The following is a 23,680-nucleotide window of genomic DNA, read 5'->3' as shown; positions in this document are numbered from 1 at the left end:
TGTAATAAGTTGGTAATGTGTCCTTTCCCTTATAGAATTTCCCAATCTGAAAGGATCTTTTTTAGTTTTCGTGGTTCGTATCCAAGCATCGTTTTAGCTTTTTCAATACTCATACCGCTGAAACGGGGACGGGGAGTGGCTTCTTTCATCTCTTCCGTAGTGGCAGGATGGATAAGCGAACGGTCGAGATTCAGATAGTCTGCTACCTGGTAAGCAATCTCGGTGATGGTCATACATTCATCCCCACAAATATGAAATATTCCGTTGGTCGTATTTTCTATCAGGAGTTGTATTCCGTTCGATACGTCTCCGACATAAGTCGGGGTTCGCCATTGATTGGATACAACGCGAATCTCTTGTCCGGCTTTCAAACGGTTCATCACTAATTGGACGATATTTCCATGCTGATCTGCCAATGCTTTGCCATAAACAATTTCCACCCGAGCTATTGCGTAATTGCTACAAATCCCGGCAACCTTTTCTTCGCCTTTCCATTTGGTAAATCCATAATAATTAACGGGAGCGGGAACGTCTTCTTCCGTATATAATTGTCCGATATGCTCATCCATCTTTCCGTCAAAGACGAAATCGGTGGATAGATGGATGAAACGGCTTTTGTATCCCTCACAGAGATGTGCCAGTTGCTCTACTGCCGTAACATTGGTAAGATAAGCTTCTTCGTGGTGCGTCTCGCAATAATCGGGGACGGACAGGGCAGAACAGTTGACGACTACATCGGGATGAACTCTTTTGAAAAGGTCTTTCACAGCCGCCGCGTCCCGTATATCAGTTTCAATGAAATGATAGCTTCCGGCCTTGTCCGGAGTTGGAAGAATATCCGGGTGCAGGGAGCATCCGGTGACGTTATATTGTTTATGAGCCAACAAATCATTCAATAGTTGGCGTCCGGTAAATCCGTTAGCGCCGATAATCAGTATTCTTTTCATTGTTTCTTTTTAAGCAGTTTGAGTATGGACATAAAAAAAGGAGCAACGCCTTGCTCCAACCTTTGTTAACCTTAAATCTAATACTATGAAAAACACATTACAAAGGTACGTACTTTTGCGACATCTGCAAATAATCCAAGATAAAAAGTATGTTTTATAACATTGATTAAGAATTTGTTTTCTCGATTCAATTTTTATTAAGAGATTTTGCCGGAAGCCGTCAGAGTGATGGCATTTATTCTGACAGTTCCCTGTCTCTCTTTAAATAGCTTCCTGTCTCTTCAATGTGTAGCCATATACCAGGCTGTCTCTTTCTTTTTAGCAGCTTCCGTACTGGTGCTCGGGTCGGAAATAGTAATCCCCGAAAAAGTATCTATTTTTATTTTTCCTCTAGTCATTGTGTAGTAATAATCTGTATTTCTTTTGAATGGAACAGTCCTATCCAACTGTTCTTTAAATTGGGCTAATAATCCCTGGTCAGGACACAACTTAGAAACATAGTCTTCACAATCGAAGAATATAGCAGGTGAATAGCCATCCAGTCTTTGCAAAGAACCGATTAATGTCGGGTCAAATGTATATTGGCTATTAATGTCTTTCATTATGGTTGCCAGATTTTCCAATTCCGAGCAATTGGTAACAGCAAGCGTACCGCACGGCATTGCTGTATAATTTGAATAAAAAGAATAGAACCCGTCACAAATCTTCTCGTAATTGACTTCTCCTATCAGATATTCTCCAATCTCTGTATAAGGCATTCCATATGCCATCACCTCACTGGTAGAAGCAATTAAATGCTCCGTTACGTCCTTGAGGTCATAAGCTACCTCTACGCCCGACATATAGCAATCATCAAAAAGTATATATTCCATTTTCAGGCCGACACGGGTTATTCCTTCGGCAAGCGTAGTTATATCCGTCTGATATTCGGGAGACAGTCCGCCGAATAAACGTGTCATAGGTACATTTTCATATTCCCAATGTCTCTTGGTTGCACTGAATCTACTGCGGGATTGAGTATTGGATACGGGAATCCATCCCAGTCCGTGACATCCGATAATCATTGCATATCGTTTGGCAGGAGCATAGGTTTTAACATCATTCAGAATAGCGGCAATACCATCTGTTGTTGTATATTCAAGATTTGAAAACTCATAATTATTTTTATAAGTCTTTCGTACGTCTTCTCCGTCTTCATAGATAAGTTCGAAAAGAGCTGCTTCTGTCGGTGTGGTACACATGAACACGATAATCCGTTCATTCTTTAACACATTTCTGCCTACTACTTTTCTCAGATCGGTGATATTCTGTTTGAAGTTACTTGTAAGGTTAGTAGACCAGGGAAGATACATGAATACAGTTTGTTCATTATCCGGACGTATAATCGGGTCACTAAGTTCAAAATCCGTCAAGTCGTCGACCGGAGGGTCTGTTTGTCTTGTACTCGGAGGGGTGGAAACAGGTTCTTCTTTCTCGCACGAACTCATGCTGAAGGAAAGAAGTAGTATGAAGAAAACTGATTGTATCAGTCGGAAATATTTGTGCGTTGTCTCCATGATTCTATGGGGTTAATTTTTTCTTTTTATATATAACGTAAAAAAAGAACTTTTTGATTTATCTTATCGGGAGAAATTAGATTTGATGCATCTCTCTTTATGCAAAGTTACTGAAAATTAGCGGATTTCTCACTATTGGGCATAAAAAAAGGAGCAACGCCTTGCTCCAACCTTTGTTAACCTTAAATCTAATACTATGAAAAACACATTGCAAAGGTACGTACTTTTGTGATATCTGCAAATAATCCAAGAAAAAAAGTATGTTTCATAACATAGATTAAGAATTTGAACTTCCAATTCTATTCTTATTAAACACTTTTTTTAATTAGGCATCCTAAAATCATTCGGTGAACACCCGGTAATCTTCTTGAATAGCCTGCTGAAATATTGCGGATTCTGAAACCCAAGCTCCTGTGTTATCTGACTAAGTGGCTTATCGGTATTTGTCAGCCACTCTTTCGCTTTCTCGAAGCGTTTGAACTGGACATACTCTTTAAATGATTTCCCTGTTTCATATTTCAATAAATCATTGAAATATTCAGAAGATAAATGAAGGAGCCCGGCATATGTCTCATTCGAAAGTATATCGAAAGTCTGGGCAGGCTTCGTTTCAAAATGATTATCGAGGATTTTATCGAACCGTTCGATAATTTGTTTATTCACTTCGTTGCGTGTAATAAACTGGCGTTCGTAGAAGCGTACACAATAATCGAGCAATAACTCGATATATTGGGAGATAATCTTCTTGCTGTGACGGTCGATGCAACGTTCCAACTCCTGATTTATCTTATCCATAAATTCCAGAATTACCTGTTTCTCGCGTAAGGAGACGTGCAGTGCTTCCTTGAGGTGATAAGAGAAAAGAGTATAGTCTTTTATATTCATCCCGAGGGGAGTACCGCAAATAAGATCGGGATGGAATGCCAATATCCATCCTTTGGAAGGAAGTCTTTTATTATTTGCTTCTATACTGATTGACTCTCCGGGAGCAAGGCAGACAAGAGTACCATCCGAAAAATCATAATACCGATGACCGTATGTATATGCTTCGCACTTGCACTCACTCAACAGAATTGTATAAAATCCGAACTTGATATCAGTATGTGGCGACAAGTCAGCCTTTGAGAGGTCGATGACACTCACCATCGGGTGCAGTGTCTTACTTCCCAAACAACAGTTACATTGATGTACGGTTCCTATTTTGAGTATTTTATCTCCCATGACGTAAACTATCTCCTATATCTGATACCTTAAAAACGATGTTTTAGTTATTTTGTTTATATTCGTTTGGTGTGCATCCGACGTGCTTTTTAAACAACCGGCTGAAGTGCTGCGGATACTGGAATCCCAATTCATAAGCTATCTGGCTGACGGTCTGGTTTCCTTCCAGTATCCGTTCCTTGGCAAGCTCTATAATCCGGCACTGGATATATTCTTGCGCAGTTTTTCCTGTCTCCTTTTTAATCAGGTCGCCGAAATAATTCGGAGAGAGACAAGCTTTGTCGGCAAAGTATTTCACAGAAGGCAGCCCTTCTGTCAGCGCATGCTGATTCAGGAAATATTCATCCAGCAGTTGCTCGAATTTCACGATTATATCTTTATTCTCCTGATTACGTGTGATGAACTGACGTTCGTAGAAACGCATACAGTAATCAAGCAATAACTCGATGTTACGGACGATAAGCTGCTTGCTATGCTTGTCGATAGGATGCTCCAGTTCCAGTTTTATCTTATGGATACAGTCGGTTACGATTTCTTTTTCCTGGTCGGAAAGATGAAGTGCTTCGTTCACTTCATAAGAGAAAAAAGTATAGTTTTTAATCGTCTGCCCCAATGACGTTCCCCGGATTAAATCAGGATGGAATAAAATGCCGATAGAATTTGTCCGTGGAGTTGTCGTATTTCGTTTGTCCACTCCGGTGACCTGTCCGGGAGCCATGCAGACCACTGTCCCTTCCTGATAATCGTAATACTTGCGTCCATATCTGAGGTCACCGCAGTTCGCTTCCTTTAGAAATAAACAATAGAACCCGATATTCATGCGGATGTATTCGACCGTCCTTGTGGACTTTGCGAATTCAACCACATTAACTAACGGGTGCAACGTTTCCAGACCAAACAGTTGGTCGTACTGGTCAATAGTCTCAATTTTAGTTATTTCATCCATAGTGCCTTGTTATTTATCTTCTGCCACAAAGATAAAACATTTCGATATATCTTTCTCATTCTGATATTCAAATCAGTAATAAGGGTACAAGAATCTGTAATTTGTATACTACAGCAAATTAATACCAACGATTGGCGGAAATGAACCATAGAATTGATATATTTGTTCCACAGAATTTAAAGACCTATTTTTATGAAAGCATTATTCATTGGTGGAACAGGTACAATCAGTACCGATGTCGTTGCATTGGCACAACAAAGAGGGTGGGAGATTACCCTTCTCAACCGCGGTTCGAAAAAGATGCCGGAAGGAATCCGCGGCATCCTTGCAGATATAAACGATGAAGACGCTGTGGCAAAAGCCATCGCAAATGAAAGCTACGACGTAGTTGCCCAGTTCATAGCCTACACGGCAGAAGATGTGAAGCGTGACATTCGTCTGTTCCATAATAAGACCAGGCAATATATCTTTATCAGCAGTGCTTCCGCCTATCAGAAACCATTGGCTGATTACCGCATAACAGAGAGCACCCCTTTGTCAAATCCCTATTGGCAATATTCGCGAAATAAGATAGAAGCGGAAGAAGTACTGATGGCAGCTTATCGGTCGGATAGATTCCCGGTAACCATTGTCCGTCCCAGCCACACCTATAATGGCACAAAACCGCCTGTCAGCGTACATGGAAACAAAGGCAACTGGCAGATTTTAAAACGTATTCTCGACGGAAAACCTGTGATTATCCCCGGTGACGGGACATCTCTGTGGACATTGACACACTCCAAGGACTTTGCCGAAGGATATGTAGGACTGATGTCAAATCCCCATGCCATAGGGAATGCCTTTCATATCACTACCGATGAAAGCATGACCTGGAATCAGATTTACCAAACGATTGCCGATGCTTTAGGAAAACCTTTGAACGCATTACACGTTCCTTCCGATTTTCTTGCCAGTCATGGAGAAAATTATGATTTCAGAGGTGAACTGCTGGGAGACAAAGCAGCTACCGTTGTCTTTGATAATTCGAAGATAAAACGTCTCGTGCCTGATTTTATTTGCCATATTTCCATGGCGGACGGTCTGAGACAATCTGTACACTATATGCTTACCCATCCTGAATCTCAAACACCCGATCCGGAATTTGATTCATGGTGTGACCGTATAGCCGGTTCGATGAGGGCTGCGGACGAAGCTTTTCTAAGGGACTCCCGTTAATTTTTTCCAGTAACCGATTCCCTTAGGATTGTCGATTCCTTTTGGGTTTTAGTAGGGGACATTGCGCCCCTGCTGCACTTCAATCCGTATGCCGAAATTACCATTGGCGGATTTTAGCTCGAATGCACCCCGGAAATTATTTTTTTCCCAAGGCATAGCGCTCCGGTTGGGTATTCTCCAACCGTCTTTATCATAATCTCCATACGTATTGATTCTCATTCCATTTTTCAGCTTGAAAGAGCCCATCTGCATAAATTGCGGAGAAGAAGACAATCCCCAACCATATCCATATCCGAAACCGGAAAAAGAAGAGGAAGAAAAAGCATCCGTAAATCCCTGCGTATAGGTAGCATCCGTATTGAAACGGAATATCTGATTGTAGTCTTTACTCAAATCGGGCATACTCAAATCAAACTTAGGCAGTTGGGGAGCAGTGACATTCATCAATCCCATATCCAGTAAGAAACCGCCGAACTCTTTTACATTGGCTGACGGGGCACGACGAATACTATCGGAAGGAATTTCCGACTGTGCGGATGCAAAACCGACTGATAATGCCAGCGAAAGAAATAGAATCAGTTTTTTCATCTTCGTAAAGGTTGATTTACGACAAAGATAGAAATTTTCAGCCTGACTACCCACCTTCGTTATATTTTCTTAGAGAAAAACTCCTTAAAACATGCTGACATTATTTATATGCCAGTTTAAGTAGCAATCAATTTATATCCGATTCCCCGTACATTTACGATACGAATCTGTTCGTCCGACGAGAGCTTATGACGTAATTTCGTGATAAACACATGCAGGCTCCGGGAATTGAAGAAGCTGTCATCTCCCCAAAGTTCGAGCAATACATCCTGCGTGTTAACTACCTGGTTACGATTCTCACACAACCGTTTCAAAATCTCCGATTCACGATGAGAGAGTTCCTGTTTCACTCCGGCATGCAGCAATGTCTGTGCTGTGGGATCGAACAGATAACTCCCAATCTCGAAACGGTTGGAAGTTTTATTTTCAGAGAAAAGGAATGCTTTCCCCATAAGCGCCTTGATACGGATAATCAACTCCTGCATGCTGAAAGGCTTCTTCAGATAATCATTGGCACCGAGCTCAAAGCCTTCCACCACATCATTGATGCCCGAACGGGCAGTCAGGAACAGGACAGGGGTCTGCTTGTCCGTCTGACGAATCCTACGCACCATTTCGAAACCATCCATTTTGGGCATCATAACATCTGCCACCAATACATCCGGCCGGAGTTCGAAGAAAAGGCGCAGCCCTTTCTCTCCATCGGCGGCTGTATGGATAATGAATCCACTATCTTCAAGCGTATCTTTGATAATCATGGCGAGAGTCAGCTCGTCTTCTACCAGCAGTACTGTTATTTCGTTTTTGCTCATGACCCAAGTGTTTTATAGAGTTCAAGTGTATTTTATAGAGTGATGGTAAATATACTTCCTTTTCCCGGTTCGCTTTTTACGGTAATCGTTCCGCCGTGTTTCTCCACCATGCTTTTCACATAGAAAAGTCCCAGTCCATACCCTTTCACATTGTGAAGATTGCCTGTCGGAACCCGGTAAAACTTATCGAATATATGCTTCTGTTTATCCAAAGGAATCCCGATTCCCCGGTCGGCGATACTGATTGTAACCGTCTGCTCCGTCTGCCGGCAACGAATGGTAATATCGGCTCTCTCTTTCGAATACTTCACGGCATTGTCTATCAGGTTACTGATAATATTACTGAAATGTGTCCGGTCTACTACGATAGTCAGTGTCTCCGGTTCAATCTCCAAAGTTATCTGCGCCGGCTTGTCCGCCTTCAGTTGGTGCTGTTCCACCAATGAAACGATCAACTCTTTCAGATTGACCTCTTCGGGATGCAGGCGGAAAGTCTTGCGGCGTTCCATACTCATAGATAAAATCTGTTCTACCAAACTACTCAAACGTTGCAACTGTTCCTGGCAGATACGCAGATATTGATCCCGTTTCGTCTTTTCTTCCGCCTGATTAAAATTGAGTAACGCATCATTCGCCGCGTAAGCCACCGCAATCGGCGTTTTCAGTTCATGCGTGATATTATTGGTAAAATCACTTTTTATTTCTTCCAATGTCTTTTGCCGGAGTAGCGTCCGGATAAGAAACCAAAAGGAGAATCCTAAAATAAGTAGAATAATGAAAGAAGTAGCCAGAATTCCCGTCATATGTTTCCATACCAGTGAATCGACAGGTTCAAAGACAAGCTGGTAACGCTGGCTGCGACTCATGTTAAAGTCGTAATCGTAGCGAATCGCCCGTGGAGTAGGGATGTAACTGCTGTCTCCCGCCATACCGACAGTATCAATATACATAACGGTGGAATCCGCATTCCTTCCGGTATGAATCAATAAAGTATGATGCGGAATTTCAAGTTCATGTTCCTTCAGCACATTGTTCAGCAGACTGTCATATCGTTGCAGGTTAATGTCGATATACGTATCTACTCCCGCATGGATACCTTGCTGAATACTAAGCAGCAGTTCCTTCAAAGAATCCTGCTTCTTCAATAAAACGTCCAGTCCGCTTTCACTGGACGCAACTGCCCGTGCTTCGTCACTTCCCGTATCCGTCCTTACAGTGTCAGCTATTGTCTCCGTCCGTGAATGTAGCGTATCCTTATAAGTACTGTCCGTATAAGAAATCGTCTGACTTGTCACTAATGAATTACCGTCCGCGCCATATCCGGCAGACACCGTCACCGAGCCATGCTCCACATTATCCTTCTGAAGTTCATTCACCCGGAGCACTATCTCGTTGAAGTCACTCGTACGCATGGCATCCCTAATGGTATTTTCCATATCCTGCTTCATAGTCCGGTAAAGCCCTGTCAACCAATAAGCCTGATAGACAAAGATACCCGCTAACGAGCAAATGACTAGAATAACGATATGTTTCAATGGTAATTTCATACCCGCAAAGATAAGAGGAAACAATTATATCCCTTCTCTTTGATAAGACTAAATAACACAGAAATGTGAAATTAACAGTCTGTTGCACAGATACCTATAAACACTGAAAAAAAAGTAGGTAACGAGTAAGAATACTAGAGGCTATTTTATATCTCAATATTGTTGTGGAAGAAATCAAAACTAGACCACTATGTTATTATGGGTTGACCGGGTTTGTCCGTATATGTAGAGAGTTTCCAATGTAGCTGTCGTGTAAAATGCAAAAACCTAATGGGTACCAAAAGTGTTATTAACTCATTATTGATATGCATATTATGAATGAAAGTAAACTAATTATATACGGTGCTTATGGGTATTCCGGAGAGTTAATGGTGCGCGAAGCCATCAAGCAAGGGATTAAACCGGTGGTTGCAGGACGTATTGCCGAAAAATTGCTGCCCATAGCCAACGAACTTGGTTTGGAATATAGGGTATTCAGCGTGAAGGATGCCGCAGGGTATTTGCAGGACGTAACCGTTTTGCTGAACTGTGCAGGACCGTTTTCTGCTACGGCAGAAGCTTTGGCAAAGGCATGTCTCTCACAAAAGGTACATTATTTGGATATTACCGGCGAGATAGATGTTTTTAGAAAATGCTATGCGCTGGACGATGAAGCCAAAAGCCGTAACGTAATCGTGATGCCGGGTGTGGGAACCGACATCGTACCGACCGACTGCCTGGCAGCCATGCTGAAAGAGAGGCTGCCTGCTGCCACCCGTATCGACCTTGCTTTTTCTTTTGGTACAAGCCCGAGCATCGGCACCGTGAAAACTTCCATCGAAAGTGTTGGAAAAGGAGGATTAATCAGGGAAGGCGGTCGGCTCAAGACTGTGCCCAATGCATATCGGATGAAGAAGATTCCTTTCCAGAATCAACCGCAATGGGCGGTAACTATTCCCTGGGGTGACGTCTTCACATCGGGAATATCTACCGGAGTACCTGACGGAATGGTTTATATGGCGATGACCAAACTGGGCATTTATATGTTGCGTCTGTCCAACCCGTTTAAAGGGATTATGAACACCCGTTTTGGGCAGGACTTGGGCAAGAGTTTGGTAAGCAAATTCATAAAGAAAGGTCCCGACGAACAAGCAAGAGAAACGCAGCGGGGGCAATTCTGGGGAGAAGCGGAAGCGCCCGGCGGCGACAAAGTGGAAATGACCATGTCAACTCCGAACGTCTATTCGCTGACTGTCGAGGTAGGTATCCGAATTGCCGGGTACTGTTTAGGTAACCACGGGAAAAGCGGATATTACACCCCCTCCATGTTATTAGGGAGCCATTTCATCGATTCAATTCCGGGTATTGATATAAGAGTGCTCTAATTGTTGCAGAATGACTTTCGCTATTTCTTTCGAACTGAAGGGGTTCTGACCGGTAATCAGGTTACCGTCCACCAAGACTTTAGATGTCATCGGTATAAAGGCTTTCCGATAATCGGCACCCCTCTTTTTCAGTGTCTCTTCAAGATTAAATGGCACTTCCTTTTCCCGCCTTGCCAAAATTTCTTCGAACCAGCTATATCCGGTTAATTCTTTTTCTCTCACCAGATACTCTCCGTCGGAGAGTCTGACGTTCAGCAATCCACATACACCATGACAAATGGCTGCCACCATCTTGTCGCTTTCATAATGGGATTTAATGATGGATTGCAAGACTGCGTTGTCCGGGAAGTCGTACATCGTGCCATGCCCACCCGCAAGATAAATGCAATCGAACATCTTTCCCGATATTGCATCCAAGCTTTGGGTATGTTGCAACATGCGTCTGAATGCCGGATCGTCCCAATACTTCCTGGATATTTGGTCTAATAGCAGTTGTTTTAAACTCTCGGGGTCAATAGGCACATTACCACCTTTAACATGAAAGGCTGAGAAATTAATAAGCCAGCATTACTCTACCCAAGCAGTGTTATGTACAAACTGTAGTGGCGTATAGGAACGGATGGATCATCGATTCGGTCATACATTACTCAAATCGGTTGTATTCTGTCTTATTGGAATCGAAAGTTCAATAGTAAATCCTGATTGAAACTTAAGGTTGCCCTTCGTTTTTTCTTTTATCAGTGATTTTGGTTAGATAATCAGTGATTTATATACCTTTATGATAGATATTATTCTGTAATTTTGTACCATGATAATAGAAATTAAAACTATAAAGGGCAATGAAGATTAAAAGTATGATTATGGTAGTGATCATGATGTTATGTATCACTATAAATGCACAGGAACAGAGTAATAAGACATTGGTGGCTTATTTCTCGGCAACAGGAACGACGGAGAAAGCAGCAAAGTTGATTGTAGAAGTTACAGGGGTGGTACGCTCTACGAGATACAACCTGAAAAGGAATATGTCACTGCTGATTTGGATTGGCATGACAAGTCTTCACGTAGCAGTGTGGAGATGTCAAATGCTAAATCACGCCCTGCATTAAAATTTAAACCGGAGAATCTTGCAGATTACGATATCATTTATATAGGTTTCCCTATTTGGTGGAATTCAGCTCCGAGAATTATCAATACTTTTATTGAAAGCGGTGATTTTGCAGGTAAAATGATTATTCCGTTTGCTACATCGGGTAGCAGCAGTATTTTTAATGCGGAAAAAGAGTTGCAGGAAGCCTATCCTGATATGAAATGGCAAAAGGGCTGCCTTTTGAATGGTGCGACGAAGGAAGATATTAAGAAATGGACTAAAAAATAAATTATTATGAGAAAGAATTTTGGGGCAAAGCCCTTTACTTATCCGCAGCCGGTGTTTATTATCGCTGCTTATGATGAAAATGGTACTCCCAATGCTATGAATGCGGCTTGGGGTGGTATCAGCGAGATGCATGAAATTAGTATTTGTATTAGTGAGGGACATAAGACGACTGCAAATATACTGAAGCGTAAGGCTTTTACCGTGAGTATGGCAGAGGTCGGACAAGTTGTTGCCTGTGATTACGTGGGTATTGTTTCCGGTAATAAGGTATCGGATAAATTTGCTCGTGCAGGTTTCCATGCTACTCGTTCGGAGTTTGTAGATGCACCGTTGATCGACGAATTATCTGTAGTGCTGGAATGTAAGTTGAAGGATTATAATCCTGAAACCTGTATTTTGCGTGGGGAAATAATAAATGTGAGTGTAGATGAACGTGTTCTTGACGAAAACGGAAAAGTGGATGTATCCAAAGTGTCTCCTATTATATTCGATCCGTTCAATAACGATTACCTGGAAGTGGGTAAGAAGGTAGGTAACGCCTTTTCGGATGGGAAGAGATTGAAATAAGGAGTAGCATTATATATGAAAGAAATAAGAATAGACTGCGCACACCAAAGAGCGGGTAGTGTTGTGACCAGAGACGTAGAACCGAACACGATTGTGGCAGGTAATCCCGCCAGAGTAATTCGGAAGATTTAGATTTTTCGATTATTGGTTATGGAAAAATATAAGAATAAAAACGGAAGGGATTGATTTCTCTTCTGTTTTTATTTTTGTGAACCCTCGTTTGTTGCTTGTAGAAATTCAGACAATATTCCTCTTTATATATGTTTGTGTTCTGGGACAATGCACAAGGCATTTCAAACAGGTACTACATCCATGTATGTTAACGATTTCATCTCTTGAAACAGATCTACTCCAAACTTTACCTTTGAGAACTTTTCTCTCGCAGATATTGACGCAAGTAATGCAATTTCCGCATTTTGGAGATAGAGGTTCATGCAATACCGTTTCCAGTGGAGCATCAGTCAAAACCGTGCCGAGACATTGTGCTGCGCCATATTCAGGAGTAATTAACAGGTTGTTTTTCCCAATCCACCCTAATCCGCCAAGTAGTGCAACGGTTTTATGGGGCAATACTGATTCTTTTGTTTCATAATCGAATACGCCATCAGCCACTAATCCTGTATCGGATTGCGATATGGCTTTATAGCCCTTCCCGGTGATGAACTTGGCTAATTCGTCTGCTATTTCTCCCGCTTTATGTTCGGTTTGCGAATATTCATCATCGTCAAAATTGTAATTATCCGCTATCCGTGCTTGTACGTAGTCGGGAATATTAAATACCATTTCAGCATATTCTGCGGTAAGCGGAAGTGCAAAAACAATGGCGGTCGGGAGTTGTCTGTTTTGCTTTTCATCCAAATGCGATATGTCAACAAAGCGTATCAGTTTTGCTCCTTGATTTTTTAACTCGTTTTCTATTTCTTGGTTTAAGTATTTCATATTTCTTTTTTTGTAATAGGGATATAAATATCTGTTATAAGCTCCGAAACCGGAGTTTTTTCGAGAGTGTTGATGTAACTCTCAAAGGTGAGCTGTTCCCGCAGGGTATAATCGCTTGTCGGCAACCAGTCAAGGTAAATATGGCGGTATACCTTATTTAATTCATGAAAACTCACGTATTTACATCCTTTTGAAGATAATTCATATTTTTCGGAAAATTGTAGCAACTGCTTCCACAAAACAGAGAAACTATGGATGACATTATTTGTTCTTTCCAATTTCAAGTATGCGATTCGGATACCAGATATTTTTTCAATACTTGGTTCAATTCGTATCGAATTCTTCCTTTCCGAAGTGAGATTGACTCCTGTCTCTTTATAATATTCTTCGGGGAAAAGCTCCCAAAGGTAAATGAGATAATCCATTGAGAAATCATAGAGTTTAACCCCGTTGTGCAAACAATAGTCGCAATATTCCACATTTTGGTTTGCCTCAAGATTTGTATAATCTATATCTAAAGGTATTCCACACGTCTGGCAATATTTTGTTTCAGCATTGATTTTCATAAATATCTTATTATTCAGGTACAAAGTTAACCAATAGATTGTACTAAAGGTTACCATAAATAGCTTTCTTTTAAAAGAAAACAGGGGATACCTTAATAATTATAGATTAGTCTGTTATCTGTGTTATTATCATTCTTCTTTGTTAGGTAGCGGGCGATAAGACTAAATAACACTAGATAAGCGGGCGATAACGCAAAGTCTCGCTTTTTCTGCCGTATTTTGCAGAGTACCAAAATTAATGAAATACGAAATGAAACGAATCAGTTTACTACTTCCGCTTTGCGTCTGCGCATGGATGCCGGTAGCGGCGCAGCAGGAACAGCAAATGCAAGCCCCTGCGGATAGCGTGAAAAATATAGCTTACATCGACAGCATATTCAAAGAACTGCCCGAAGTAATGATAACCGGCGAACGCCCCATCGTTAAGGCGGAACAGGGAAAGCTGGTCTATGACCTTCCGAGACTGGTAGGCAACCTGCCCGTAGACAATGCCTATGACGCCGTGAAAAACCTTCCGGGAGTCATGGACTTGGGGGAAGGACTGATGCTGGGCGGTCAGGAAGTAACCGTCGTTATCAATGGAAAAGTGACCACCCTGTCTACCGGACAATTAAACGCATTATTGAAATCAATCCCCGTCAGCCGGATCGAAAAGGCGGAAGTGATGTACTCCGCCCCGGCACGTTACCAAGTCCGGGGTGCTATGATAAACCTGGTACTGGCTTCAGGCACAGGACACGAACCTTCCCTTCAGGGAGAACTCTATACCGCTTTTAATCAAAACCATTACGAATCCTTGGCAGAGCGTGGAAGCCTTCTTTATTCCGGCCGTAAATTCTCTGCTGACCTTCTTTACTCTTACTCTTACGACCGCGACCGGAGAGAAACGGACAAAGAAGCGCTTCACACGCTTGCCGACGGTTCAACACATCAGATGGATATGTATGAAAACACAATCTCCCGTAACAACAGCCATCAGATACGTCTCGGAATGGATTATGCCTTTACAGACCAACATCTGCTCAGCCTTGTATATACAACAGCCTTTACAGATTCCAAACATAATGCCACAGTGACCGGCGCACAAAACTCATTGACAAACTCGCACGCGGACAATCAGCTCCATAACACGAAACTCGACTATCAAACCCCGTTCGGCCTGAAAGCCGGCGTGGAATTTACCTATTACCGTTCTCCCGGCAGCCAACTTCTATACAGTACGCTGGGAAATGAAACCATGAACTTCCTAAGCCGGGATAACCAGCGAATCAACCAATGGCGTTTCTATGCCGGACAAGAACATACCTTAGGCAAGGACTGGGGATTGAACTATGGTATGGCATACACGACCGCCTTAGACCATAGCTTCCAAAGATACTACGAACCCGAAACAGAAACCCTGCTGCCGGACAATAACATGCAGTCCCGCCGCCGCGAACAAACCCTCAACTTCTACGCCGGCCTGAGCAAAAGCTTCGGGCAGAAATTCTCGGCGGATATCTCTTTAGCGGCCGAACAATATCATACGGACATTTGGAATGAATGGAGCTTCTACCCGGTTGCCAACCTTACTTATACCCCCACTGCCGGACACATGCTGCAACTCTCATTAAGCAGCGATAAGGAATACCCCGAATATTGGAGCGTACAGAACGCCACCTCTTATATGGGCGCTTATTCCGAAATCCAGGGCAACCCCCTGCTCAAACCCGCCGCGAATTATGAAACGACACTTAGCTATATCTTAAAAGGCAAATACGTCTTTTCCGCCTATTACAGCTATACGAAAAATAATGAGATGCAGACCCTTTACCAATCTCCCGACCGCCTGGTAGAAATCTATAAATTTTTCAACTTCGACTTTTCAGAACAGGCAGGAATTATGATGGCCGTTCCGTTTAAAATAAAGAATTGGCTGGATTCCCGCCTGACGGCAGTCGGACTTCGTTACCACCAAAAGGACAGCGATTTTTGGGATATTCCGTTCGACCGCAAACTCTATACATTTGTGCTGACCATGAACAATACCTTCATCCTCTCCACCAAACCGGATTTGAAGCTGACCCTGACCGGCTTTTATCAAAACAAAATGATACAGGGAACATTCGACCTTCCCCGTTCGGGAAACCTGAATACAACACTGCGTTATACTTTCGCCAAGGGCAAGGCGCAACTCACACTGAAATGCGATGACATATTCAATACCTCTACCATTTCCACACGCATCCGTTTCGGCAATCAGAACGTGAAGAACCATTATATGAGAACAACACGTGAGTTCGGCGTTTCTTTCAACTATAAATTCGGCGGATATAAAGAGAAAAAACGGGAAGAAATTGATACTTCCCGTTTTAAATAAACTTATGATACGGATGCTTTCCAGGTTTCGGCATACTCTTCCAGTACCCGCTTGATGCTCTGCCCGATTTTAACATAATCGTTTTCATTCAGATTGGCGAGCGATACGCGGACACTCCATTTCGGGCCGGCGAAACCACCGCCGTTCAACAGCACGAGTGAAGTCTCATTGGCGAGGCGGAACACTACATCCAACGGATTATATGACTTTTGCAGGTAAGCAACGAAATCATCTCCATAGAATTTCTTCGCCCATACCAGCATATCTATTTCCGAATAGTATCCGGCGCGTAACGGGTCTTCCACCAGTGTGAAACCGGTATTGTCCCATAACGCATGCAGACGGCGATGAATAATTTCCTGCATCCTGGCTTTATAGCGGTCTTCCTTGTCAAGCAGTGAGAACATGGCAAACAGACTCATCTGCATCTGTTGCGGCAGTGAAAGCCCTGCGGTATGATTCAGTGCAATTTGCCGGCTGTCTGCCACCATGCGGTCGATAAACTTCATCTTTTCCGGCTGCAAACTCAGGCTCGAATAACGCTTGTTCAGGATTGCCTTCTGCTCCGCCGACAGGCGGGCAATCATTTTGTCGTAGATGTTGTCTTCGTGCAATGCAATAACCGCGTCTCTCCATCCCGTAGCTCCGAAATATTTGGAGAAAGAATAGACGCAAAGCGTATTATGCGGTAATTCTGCCATCAGCGAACGGAAGTGCGGGATAAATGTCCCATACACGTCATCCGTAATAATCATCAGGTTTGGATTGTCATTCTTTACGATGTTGACAATACGGGCGGCAGTCTCCGCGCTGAGCGCGTAACTGGGCGGATTGCTCGGATTCGTGATAAACAATGCCTTGATTCGCGTATCTTTCAGCTTGTCAATATCTTCATCCTTATATTGCCACGTATGCAGTCCGTCGGCCGTCATTTGGTCAGCAGATATTTCGGTAACATCGAACTGATAACGCCGTAGTTGCGGAATCTCGATATAAGGTGTAAATACAGGAACCATCAACGCGATGGCATCTCCCTGATTCAACAGGAAGTTCTCCTGCAGTGAATCAAACAGGTAACACATGGCAGCCGTTCCCCCTTCAGTGGCGAAAAGGTCGAAAGTTCCTTTCGGCGGACGGCGGTCGCACATTTCCTGTGCCAGATAATCCTGTATTATCAGTTCCGTGAAATGCAGGATACGGTCGGGCACAGGATACTGGTCGCCGATAACGGATTCCGCCCATTCGTGAACAAGCGTGTCCGGATCGGCAGCGTGTTCCATCAACATATAGTTGTATCCTTCTTTCAGCAGGTTGGCACCTGCCGCTTTCTCATTGTCTTTCAGGAAAGCCTCGAAACGTGCGGCAATTCCTGCCTTTTGTGGAATACCCGCTATCCCTTCATCCAGTGAAAACGCACGGCGGCATTCGCAAAGCCCGAACTGTCCTAACAGGAAAAACGCTTCCCGTGGTTCGGTAGCAATCCAGTTCGGGTTACCCCGACCGGCATTCAGCATGGTATGCGCTATTTTCTTGATACTTTCATCCGCCATGTCAATGAGCTTGTTTTTAAGCTCGAACGGGCTGATGGTTTCCATTTTCCTGGCATAGCTTTTGCTGATAGCCGGGCTATTGTCTTTTTTTTCCATAATGTGAAATCTATAATTTGTTAATGAATTGTCTAAAATATCCGGTCAACGTCTACATCAGTAACACGATAACCACTCCCCAAATAATCAGTAACGTGTTGCCGACAGCATAGGTAACCGTATATCCCAAAGCCGGAGTATCACTTTCCACCGCGTCTTGGATAGCTCCCAGCGCGGCAGTTGTAGTACGTGCTCCCGCTGTGCATCCCAAAGACAGGGCAGGATGGAACTTGAATACATATCGTGCCATCAATAACCCGCAAAGCAACGGAATTGCGGTAGCCAGTGCGCCGACGATAAACAGGCTGAAACCTACATCCTTGAATCCGGCTACGAAACTGGGGCCTGCGGCAATGCCGACCACTGCGATAAACATATTCAGCCCCACATTATTCAGTACCCATAAAGAAGGCTCGGGGATACCGCCGAAAGTAGGATGCTTGCTGCGCAGCCAACCGAATAGAAGTCCGGCAATCAATGCGCCGCCACTCGTGGAGAGACTGATAGGAATACCGCCCAAATGAATGGCAAGCGCACCGACAAGACCGCCGACCAAAATACCCAGCCCTACGAAAATCATATCTGTCTGATTAGTCGGACGGTCAACATATCCCATCTGCCTGGCAGCTCCTTCCACTTCATGCTTCATTCCTGTAAGTTCGAGGATATCTCCCGAATCCACCACCGTCTGCGCAAGTACAGGAACATTGATACCTGCACGCTTGATGCTGCGGATGCTGACACCATGCATGAATTTCTGTGCCCGGATCGTCGCAATCTTTTCTCCCGCGAAAGTCCGGTGAGTAACCATGACCGGCAACGTCTCCGCCGGAAAATCGAGTAACTGTGCATCTACCACTTCCGGCCCGATCCAATCTTCTTCACCGATAACGAACTCCCGTCGTCCGCTCAATACTACTTCATCGCCCGGTTGGAGAATCATGTCAGGACTGACTTCCTTCACGACTCCCTGCTGGCGAACCCGTTCAACAAATAACCGTTTGTCTTTCCCGGTCAGATAGGTTTCCAGTTCGCTGACTTTTTTCCCTTTGCCAAACCACTTATTCGTGATTTTATAGGCACGGAACACCACGGGACGAAGGGCAGGAGAGAATCCCGGCTCATCTACTTCCGAAGTCCCCATTTGTGCTTCCAATGCTTTGCAATCCGCCTTTACCTTGTCCAGTCCACCCAGCATCTTCGGGCCTAGGGAAGCCAAGATCCATGCCGAGCCTGCCGTACCGAAAATATAAGTCACGGCGTAAGCCACCGGAATGGCATTGATATACGTAGCCTTCTGCGCTTCGCTGATACCCAACTGATTGATCGTGTCACTAGCCACACCGATAACGGCTGAAATAGTCTGTGACCCCGCCAGTAATCCGGCAGCTTCCCCCACATGATACCCCATGATTTTGGCCAGTATCCACGGGGCTATCAGGCTGACAATACACATTAGCACGGCGAATCCCACTTGTGGTAACCCATCTTTTTTCAGCCCGCGAAAGAATTGCGGGCCTACCTTATAGCCTACGGCAAATAAAAAGAGCAGAAAAAATACGGCTTTCATCGGGCCGTCTACGGTAATATTCAGTTGTCCTACCAATACCCCGACCAACAGGACACTGGTCACAGTACCTAAAGAAAACTTCCCGATTTTAAGCCTGCCCAACCAGAATCCCGCAAAGAGAGTGAGAAAAATGGCAAGCTCCGGGTGTACCCTTAGTTGATTAATAATCCATTCCATAATTAAGTTGTTGTTTAGGTTTATGTTACTTACAACAGTTATTGTGCGGAAAGAGTTTGTTACTCGACGCAGATTTGTTACTTTTGCATTTTCAAAATAAAACTAACCATATTCTATATGAAATCAGACATAGAAATTGCCCGCAGCATTGAGCTGAAGAAAGTAAAGCAAGTTGCTGAAAGTATCGGAATCCCCCGCGAGGAAGTAGAAAATTATGGTCGCTATATCGCAAAGATTCCCGAACAACTGATTGACGAGGAGAAAGTAAAGAAGAGTAACCTTATCCTGGTAACTGCCATTACAGCCACCAAAGCGGGTATCGGTAAAACTACAGTATCTATCGGTCTTGCCCTGGGACTCAATAAAATAGGAAAGAACGCTATTGTTGCCTTGCGCGAACCTTCTCTCGGCCCATGCTTCGGCATGAAGGGCGGAGCAGCCGGCGGCGGATACGCCCAAGTACTCCCGATGGACAAAATCAATCTCCACTTCACCGGTGATTTTCACGCCATCACCTCTGCGCACAACATGATTTCCGCCTTGTTGGACAATTATCTTTATCAGAACCAGGCGAAAGGTTTCGGACTGAAAGAAATCCTTTGGCGTCGGGTGCTCGATGTGAACGACCGTTCACTGCGCAGCATTGTCGTTGGGTTGGGGCCGAAATCGAATGGTATCACCCAAGAATCCGGTTTCGACATTACACCCGCTTCAGAGATTATGGCTATCCTCTGCCTTTCTAAAGACGTGAACGACCTCCGCCGCCGTATTGAAAATATCCTGCTCGGATTCACCTACGATGACAAACCTTTCACAGTTAAAGACCTGGGGGTGGCAGGAGCCATCACTGTATTGCTGAAAGATGCCATCCACCCCAACCTTGTTCAAACCACTGAAGGAACTGCCGCTTTCGTACACGGTGGCCCGTTTGCGAACATCGCTCACGGGTGCAACTCTATCCTGGCTACCAAACTGGCCATGTCTTTCGGCGACTACGTAATCACAGAAGCCGGATTCGGTGCCGACCTCGGTGCGGAAAAGTTCTATAATATCAAATGTCGTAAAAGCGGGCTTCAACCACGCCTGACAGTAATCGTTGCCACGGCGCAAGGACTGAAAATGCATGGCGGCGTCAGTCTCGACCGCATCAAGGAACCGAACATGGAAGGGCTGAAAGAAGGATTGCGCAATCTCGACAAGCACGTCCGTAATCTCCGCTCTTTCGGACAGACTGTGATTGTTGCTTTCAATAAGTTCGCTACCGATACGGATGAAGAAATGGAACTGCTTCGCGAGCATTGCGAACAACTGGGCGTAGGATTTGCCATCAACAACGCATTCAGTGAAGGCGGAGAGGGGGCAGTGGATATGGCACGCCTGGTAGTGGACACCATCGAAAACAAACCGTCTGAATCTCTGCGTTATACGTACAAAGAAGAAGACAGCATAGAGCAGAAGATTGAAAAGGTAGCTACTAATATCTACGGAGCAAGTGTCATCACTTACAGCAGCATTGCCCGCAACCGTATCAAGCTGATTGAGAAAATGGGAATTACACACTATCCGGTCTGCATCGCCAAGACGCAATACTCATTCTCTGCCGATCCTAAAATTTATGGTGCGGTGAATAACTTCGAATTCCATATCAAGGATATAGTTATCAATAACGGTGCGGAAATGATTGTGGCGATAGCAGGAGAAATCCTTCGTATGCCGGGACTTCCGAAAGAGCCGCAGGCATTGCATATCGACATTGTGGATGGAGAAATTGAAGGGCTGAGTTAACAACAGTTGAACCGCAAGGAAACCTTGCTCCAACGCTACGTTGGTAAATCCCCGTCTTTCCTTATAAATCAATAGGGAAAGACGGGGATGCTTGTATATAGAGTCCAGTGCGCTTTTTTATATCTCTTCTTGCACACTGTACGATTGAATTCATCTTTATCGAAGAGATATTTTTATATCCTTTTTGTAATAAGAAAAACGAATTTTCTGACAGATAGTTCGGAGAGCGGAGTTAATAAATACAAAAAAAGTCTGCCCTTTTCACAAAGAGCAGACCCATGAAAATTCACGAATCAGAATATGATAGCCGGCTAAAACTATCATATATAAAAATATTTTTAATAAGCAAAAAGAGGATATTTCTTCATTGTCTCGTTGACACGTGCACGTACCTGTGCAATAACCTCTTCGTTTTCTACGTTAGACAATACAGTCTCAATCATTTCAGCAATTTCGATCATCAAGTCTTCCTTAGCACCACGGGTAGTGATGGCAGGAGTACCCAAACGGATACCGGAAGTCTGGAAAGCCGAACGGCTGTCAAACGGAACCATATTCTTGTTAACGGTAATGTCAGCAGAAACCAATGCCTTTTCTGCCACTTTACCTGTCAGGTCAGGATATTTGCTACGCAGGTCTACCAGCATGGAGTGATTGTCAGTACCACCGGAAACGATGGTAAAACCACGGTCTACAAGAGCCTGTGCAAGTACAGCTGCATTTTTTTGTACCTGTTTAGCGTATTCCTTAAATTCAGGTTGCAGGATTTCGCCGAAAGCTACTGCCTTGGCAGCAATCACGTGTTCCAGCGGTCCGCCCTGGATACCGGGGAATACGGCAGAATCCAACAATTGAGACATCATTTTGATTTCACCTTTCGGAGTCTTCTTGCCCCACGGATTGGGGAAATCCTTACCCATCATGATGACACCACCACGAGGTCCGCGAAGTGTTTTATGTGTAGTAGAAGTGACGATATGTGCATATTTTACCGGGTTTTCGAGTACTCCGGCAGCAATCAGACCGGCAGGGTGAGCCATGTCGATCATCAGGATAGCGCCTACTTTGTCAGCGATTTCGCGCATGCGTTTGTAGTCCCATTCGCGTGAGTAAGCAGAACCACCGCCGATAATCATTTTCGGTTTCTCGCGCAGAGCGACTTCTTCCATCTGGTCGTAGTCAACGCGTCCTGTTTCCTGATTCAGGTTATATTCGCAAGGAGTATAGATAATCCCCGAAGTATTCACCAGTGAACCATGAGAAAGGTGTCCGCCGTGTGCAAGGTTCAATCCCATGAATTTGTCGCCCGGATTCAGGACAGCCAGGAAAACTGCTGCGTTGGCTTGCGCTCCTGAGTGCGGCTGTACGTTTGCCCATTCGGCTCCGAAGATTTCTTTCAGGCGGTCGATAGCGATTTGTTCGCTTTGGTCTACAACCTCACAACCACCATAATAGCGTTTGCCCGGATAACCTTCTGCGTACTTGTTGGTCAGACAAGAACCCATTGCCTGCATTACCTGGTCACTCACAAAGTTTTCTGATGCAATCAGCTCGATACCTTTCAGCTGACGTTGATGCTCTTTTTCGATGATGTCGAAAATTAAGTCGTCTCTTTTCATTCTTTTATAAGTAAGATTAAATTTCTAATTCGAGATACCTATTTTTAAGCGCACAAAGTTAATGAAAATAAATAAAGAATGAAGGAAGTGCAAGAAAAATGTTAGTAAAAAGCGGGATTTAATGATATTTTATTTCTAAAGGATGAATCCCAACGAAAAACTTAACGCGCTGTCGCGACGGCGGAAAGTGATGTTGCTGACTCCCGTACTACCGTCGGAATTGATATTATCATACACTATGGATTTGGAAATATTTCCCACCCCCTGCTCATAGCGGAAATCGAAGAAGATACGGGAAATATTGACGCCGACACCGATCACGGCACTGATATTGAACGGATACAACTTCTCGTGAATACCTTTCTGGTCGAAGTTCTTGAAAGTGATCTCATTCTTCTTCCCCCATAAATAGCGGAGCTTCGGGCCTGCAAAGATAGACATTCCATACGGTCCTTTCTTCACCACATTATACCCGTACAAGACAGGGAAGTCGATACTATGCAGTACAGACTGCACCGAAGCATAATCCGGCTCGATGGCAGGATGCTGCGATCCCAACTTGTCAAAAGTAATCTCGCATTTGGTCACATTGTACGATACTTCCGGCTGAATGAAGTGCTTCTTCATATTGATGCGCATAAAAAGGGCTCCGAAATAACCGATTTTATAGTTATTCTGCACCTCGTCAATCGTCACATCCTTAATCTTCAATTCAGATACCATGAACATGGACGAGTTGAATCCCGCCTTGATACCGAAATTTATTTTCTTCGTATTGGGGCGGTCTACTCTATCTGTGTTAAAGTTCTGCCCGAAAGCCATGCAGGCTACAGATAACGAACCGAAAAGAAAGATTTTGCGCAGCATATTCATGGCTA

The 23,680-nt window shown here is 43.9% G+C and carries 18 protein-coding genes and 3 pseudogenes; 7 read left to right on the top strand and 14 right to left on the bottom strand.

The window, feature by feature from the left end; all coding sequences use genetic code 11:
• Nucleotides 1-29: 29 nt before the first annotated feature.
• The 4 genes from BQ7997_RS09125 to BQ7997_RS09110 form a co-directional block, all read right to left on the bottom strand.
• On the bottom strand, nucleotides 30-947 hold the full coding sequence (locus tag BQ7997_RS09125; RefSeq protein ID WP_073345633.1) for an SDR family oxidoreductase: 918 nt from the start codon (nucleotides 945-947) through the stop codon (nucleotides 30-32).
• A gap of 281 nt (nucleotides 948-1,228) precedes the next feature.
• Complete coding sequence (locus BQ7997_RS09120) at nucleotides 1,229-2,503, bottom strand: clostripain-related cysteine peptidase (RefSeq protein WP_073345630.1); 1,275 nt, start codon at nucleotides 2,501-2,503, stop codon at nucleotides 1,229-1,231.
• A 321-nt stretch (nucleotides 2,504-2,824) separates the two neighbouring features.
• Nucleotides 2,825-3,724 (bottom strand): helix-turn-helix domain-containing protein, encoded by a 900-nt coding sequence (locus tag BQ7997_RS09115; RefSeq protein WP_073345628.1) that lies wholly within the window; start codon nucleotides 3,722-3,724, stop codon nucleotides 2,825-2,827.
• A 43-nt stretch (nucleotides 3,725-3,767) separates the two neighbouring features.
• On the bottom strand, nucleotides 3,768-4,670 hold the full coding sequence (locus BQ7997_RS09110; protein WP_022138011.1) for a helix-turn-helix domain-containing protein: 903 nt from the start codon (nucleotides 4,668-4,670) through the stop codon (nucleotides 3,768-3,770).
• A 192-nt stretch (nucleotides 4,671-4,862) separates the two neighbouring features.
• Between BQ7997_RS09110 and BQ7997_RS09105 the strand changes: the two genes are divergently transcribed.
• Entirely contained in the window at nucleotides 4,863-5,885 is a 1,023-nt protein-coding gene (locus tag BQ7997_RS09105; protein WP_073345625.1) for an SDR family oxidoreductase, read from the top strand.
• Between the two features lie 48 nt (nucleotides 5,886-5,933).
• Here the strand turns inward: BQ7997_RS09105 and BQ7997_RS09100 are convergent, their stop codons facing one another.
• The 3 genes from BQ7997_RS09100 to BQ7997_RS09090 all read right to left on the bottom strand — a co-directional run bounded on the left by BQ7997_RS09100 (nucleotide 5,934) and on the right by BQ7997_RS09090 (nucleotide 8,832).
• Entirely contained in the window at nucleotides 5,934-6,473 is a 540-nt protein-coding gene (locus tag BQ7997_RS09100; protein WP_022138013.1) for a hypothetical protein, read from the bottom strand.
• Nucleotides 6,474-6,589: 116 nt separating this feature from the next.
• Entirely contained in the window at nucleotides 6,590-7,285 is a 696-nt protein-coding gene (locus BQ7997_RS09095; protein ID WP_073345623.1) for a response regulator transcription factor, read from the bottom strand.
• 32 nt (nucleotides 7,286-7,317) lie between these two features.
• Nucleotides 7,318-8,832 (bottom strand): sensor histidine kinase, encoded by a 1,515-nt coding sequence (locus BQ7997_RS09090; protein ID WP_073346499.1) that lies wholly within the window; start codon nucleotides 8,830-8,832, stop codon nucleotides 7,318-7,320.
• 314 nt (nucleotides 8,833-9,146) lie between these two features.
• Here BQ7997_RS09090 and BQ7997_RS09085 point away from each other — a divergent pair, with 314 nt between their 5' ends.
• Complete coding sequence (locus tag BQ7997_RS09085) at nucleotides 9,147-10,196, top strand: saccharopine dehydrogenase family protein (RefSeq protein WP_073346496.1); 1,050 nt, start codon at nucleotides 9,147-9,149, stop codon at nucleotides 10,194-10,196.
• On the opposite strand, the pseudogene BQ7997_RS09080 reads toward BQ7997_RS09085, so the two are convergent.
• Nucleotides 10,164-10,730 (bottom strand): annotated as a pseudogene (locus tag BQ7997_RS09080) (type 1 glutamine amidotransferase domain-containing protein); the annotation flags it as partial. The gene BQ7997_RS09085 and the pseudogene BQ7997_RS09080 overlap by 33 nt on opposite strands.
• 305 nt (nucleotides 10,731-11,035) lie before the next feature.
• On the opposite strand from BQ7997_RS09080, the pseudogene BQ7997_RS09075 reads away from it, so the two are divergent.
• From BQ7997_RS09075 to BQ7997_RS25365, 3 genes and pseudogenes are all read left to right on the top strand, one after another.
• Nucleotides 11,036-11,574, top strand: a pseudogene (locus tag BQ7997_RS09075) (flavodoxin).
• Nucleotides 11,575-11,580: 6 nt separating this feature from the next.
• Nucleotides 11,581-12,141 (top strand): flavin reductase family protein, encoded by a 561-nt coding sequence (locus tag BQ7997_RS09070; protein WP_005820162.1) that lies wholly within the window; start codon nucleotides 11,581-11,583, stop codon nucleotides 12,139-12,141.
• 51 nt (nucleotides 12,142-12,192) lie between these two features.
• Nucleotides 12,193-12,273, top strand: a pseudogene (locus BQ7997_RS25365) (galactoside O-acetyltransferase); the annotation flags it as partial.
• 105 nt (nucleotides 12,274-12,378) lie between these two features.
• Here the strand turns inward: BQ7997_RS25365 and BQ7997_RS09065 are convergent.
• Together BQ7997_RS09065 and BQ7997_RS09060 are read right to left on the bottom strand one after the other, a co-directional pair.
• A complete protein-coding gene (locus BQ7997_RS09065; protein ID WP_073345620.1) occupies nucleotides 12,379-13,080 on the bottom strand; it encodes an epoxyqueuosine reductase in 702 nt (233 codons plus the stop codon).
• A complete protein-coding gene (locus tag BQ7997_RS09060; RefSeq protein WP_073346494.1) occupies nucleotides 13,077-13,646 on the bottom strand; it encodes a GyrI-like domain-containing protein in 570 nt (189 codons plus the stop codon). Before BQ7997_RS09060 ends, BQ7997_RS09065 begins: the two co-directional genes overlap by 4 nt.
• Nucleotides 13,647-13,896: 250 nt before the next feature.
• Here BQ7997_RS09060 and BQ7997_RS09055 point away from each other — a divergent pair, with 250 nt between their 5' ends.
• Entirely contained in the window at nucleotides 13,897-16,005 is a 2,109-nt protein-coding gene (locus BQ7997_RS09055; RefSeq protein ID WP_073346490.1) for an outer membrane beta-barrel family protein, read from the top strand.
• A 2-nt stretch (nucleotides 16,006-16,007) separates the two neighbouring features.
• Here the strand turns inward: BQ7997_RS09055 and aspD are convergent, their stop codons facing one another.
• Nucleotides 16,008-17,651 (bottom strand): aspartate 4-decarboxylase, encoded by a 1,644-nt coding sequence (gene aspD, locus BQ7997_RS09050; RefSeq protein ID WP_073345618.1) that lies wholly within the window; start codon nucleotides 17,649-17,651, stop codon nucleotides 16,008-16,010.
• Between the two features lie 52 nt (nucleotides 17,652-17,703).
• Nucleotides 17,704-19,398, bottom strand: a complete 1,695-nt coding sequence (aspT, locus tag BQ7997_RS09045; protein ID WP_073345615.1) for an aspartate-alanine antiporter — start codon at nucleotides 19,396-19,398, stop codon at nucleotides 17,704-17,706.
• A 117-nt stretch (nucleotides 19,399-19,515) separates the two neighbouring features.
• On the opposite strand from aspT, the gene BQ7997_RS09040 reads away from it, so the two are divergent.
• Complete coding sequence (locus BQ7997_RS09040; protein ID WP_022138024.1) at nucleotides 19,516-21,183, top strand: formate--tetrahydrofolate ligase; 1,668 nt, start codon at nucleotides 19,516-19,518, stop codon at nucleotides 21,181-21,183.
• Between the two features lie 338 nt (nucleotides 21,184-21,521).
• Here BQ7997_RS09040 and glyA read toward each other — a convergent pair whose 3' ends face one another.
• Nucleotides 21,522-22,802 carry a serine hydroxymethyltransferase gene (gene glyA / locus BQ7997_RS09035; protein WP_044654190.1) on the bottom strand — a complete coding sequence of 427 codons (1,281 nt, stop codon included), beginning with the start codon at nucleotides 22,800-22,802 and terminating at the stop codon, nucleotides 21,522-21,524.
• A gap of 135 nt (nucleotides 22,803-22,937) precedes the next feature.
• The gene (locus tag BQ7997_RS09030; RefSeq protein ID WP_082073412.1) at nucleotides 22,938-23,675 is read right to left on the bottom strand and encodes a porin family protein; all 738 of its coding nucleotides are present in this window, start codon (nucleotides 23,673-23,675) and stop codon (nucleotides 22,938-22,940) included.
• Nucleotides 23,676-23,680 lie beyond the last annotated feature (5 nt).

It is taken from the genome of Bacteroides congonensis (genome assembly GCF_900130125.1).
Lineage (GTDB): Bacteria > Bacteroidota > Bacteroidia > Bacteroidales > Bacteroidaceae > Bacteroides > Bacteroides congonensis.
This window is presented reverse-complemented; position numbering and strand designations above follow the sequence as displayed.